Raw genomic sequence first — 2,068 nt, 5'->3', positions numbered from 1 at the left:
GACAACCACGGCGGCGGCGACCAGGCTGTCTACGCCTACTCGCGCGAGGACCTTGACGCATGGCAGCACGAGCTGGGTCGTCCACTGCCCTCCGGGATCTTCGGAGAAAACCTGACCACCCGTGGACTGGATGTCACCACAGCTGTGATCGGTGAACGGTGGCGGATCGGGAAGGAGGTGGTGCTGCAAGTCACAGCACCACGGATCCCGTGCCGGACGTTCGCGGTGTGGCTGGGGCTCCACGGCTGGGTCAGGACGTTCACACTACGAGCGGCGCCAGGCGCCTACCTGCGCGTGATCCGGCCAGGACACGTCCGTCGCGGCGACCCTGTGTCAATCAGGCACCGACCTGATCACGATGTCACCATCGGTATGACCTTCCGGGCGCTGACGACCCAACCAGAGCTTCTCCCCCTCCTGCTCCAGGCTGATGACCTACCAGAAGAAATCAGAGAGCGGGCCCAGCGCAGGATGCCTTTTGACATCCCGGACATCCCGCCAACCGATCTCACGCACGCGTCGTCCCAGGTTTCATTCACGCGTCACCACAGCCAAGGCGGATAGGACATTACGTCCCGCCGGAGGCTCTTATTGATCTCTTATTGATCTCTCGGCCTACTGAGCTCTCAGCCGCCGGGTTGCCCACTGATCGTGGTCGTGGTGGTGAACCTGCGAAGATCCGCCACCACGACCACGATCAGTGGCCCTGCGCATGATCCGCCGGTCCGGCAGGGGTCAGGCGGACCTGACCTCCGGCTCAGACCGCTCCGGAATACCCAGGGTGGAACCGCTCGGTACGGAATCGTCGTGGCGCCCCTCCGCGGTGACGACCGCTTCCTCCTCGCGCCGGATCGAGGCAAGAATCTCCCGCTCCGCGTCGGTGCGGCCGACCCACGACGCCCCCTCGACCGATTTGCCCGGCTCCAGGTCCTTGTAGACCTCGAAGAAGTGCTGGATCTCCAACCGGTCGAACTCCGGAAGGTGCCTGATGTCACGCAGGTGCTCCTGCCGGACGTCCGCAACCGGCACACACAGCACCTTGTCGTCAGGACCCTTCTCGTCGCTCATCTGGAACATGCCGATCGTTCGGCATCGCACCAGGCAGCCCGGGAAGGTCGGCTCCTCCAGCAGAACGAGCGCGTCCAAAGGATCACCATCTCGACCCAGCGTACCCTCGATGAACCCGTAGTCCGAGGGATAGTGGGTGGATGTGAACAGCATCCGGTCGAGCCGGATCCGTCCGGTGTGGTGATCCATTTCGTATTTGTTTCGCTGCCCTTTCGGGATCTCGATGGTCACATCGAACTCGAGGTCCACACCATCCCCTGTCGTGTCTGTGGGCGCGTCCCGTCCGAAGCGCCCTTGTGTTGTGTACTTGTTACCAGTGTCGGCACCCACGCATGTCACCTCGAAGGTCGCGGGCCGATCCGCCGGTGACGATTCACCTCCAGTGCGGGAACCCACGGTGAGGTCCACCGGCCTGGATCGACCCAGGGTCTACCCGGGACGGCATTCCCCACGACGGCGGCACGACCCCAACCCAGCAGGCATTGCGGTCCGGCCGGCCTGTGCGCAAGCCCACGTTGACGGTGGCAGGATTCCTCGAAGCCTCCAGCGGTGGGCGGAAAACACGACCGCGCGGCCATCGGCCATCGGCCATCGGCCACAGGACATAGTCTCCCGCACGTGACCCCTCCGATGCCGGGCCGGGTCGGCGGACTTACCGCCATTGCCGGAGCGTTGCTTGCCGGCCATCTTTCCGTTCCACCCACGAACAGCCCGAGCGTCGCCCCCGACCCACGCCCCGCGGCCGCACCCTTTGCTCCGCTGGACCCGGCGGTGCGGGTCGCCGACCCCGCAGCGGTGAGTTCCAGGCTCGCCCGCCCGCTTGCCAACCCGGCGCTGGGCAACCCAGTAGGGCTGGTTGTCGACGCCCTGTCCGGAACGATGCTGCTCGACCGCGGGTCGAGCACTGCGGTGGCGCCCGCATCCACGCTGAAGACCGTGATCGCCGCGGCGGCACTGACGACCTTCGACGCACGGGCCACCCTGACGACCCGTGTCTTCC

3 protein-coding genes are annotated in these 2,068 nt (G+C 65.7%); 2 read left to right on the top strand and 1 reads right to left on the bottom strand.

The genetic code is table 11. The features are described 5' to 3' along the window. The coding region (locus DD1DGNOD_RS03670; RefSeq protein WP_131769439.1) for an MOSC domain-containing protein at positions 1–564 on the top strand (564 nt) is incomplete at its 5' end. Positions 565–735: 171 nt separating this feature from the next. Here DD1DGNOD_RS03670 and DD1DGNOD_RS03665 read toward each other — a convergent pair. After that, complete coding sequence (locus tag DD1DGNOD_RS03665) at positions 736–1,317, bottom strand: inorganic diphosphatase (protein WP_131765249.1); 582 nt, start codon at positions 1,315–1,317, stop codon at positions 736–738. Positions 1,318–1,698: 381 nt separating this feature from the next. Between DD1DGNOD_RS03665 and DD1DGNOD_RS03660 the strand changes: the two genes are divergently transcribed. Continuing rightward, positions 1,699–2,068 (top strand): D-alanyl-D-alanine carboxypeptidase (locus DD1DGNOD_RS03660; RefSeq protein ID WP_206442926.1); only part of this gene is annotated, 370 nt, incomplete at its 3' end.

It is taken from the genome of Candidatus Protofrankia californiensis (genome assembly GCF_900634765.1).
GTDB lineage: Bacteria > Actinomycetota > Actinomycetes > Frankiales > Frankiaceae > Protofrankia > Protofrankia californiensis.
This window is presented reverse-complemented; position numbering and strand designations above follow the sequence as displayed.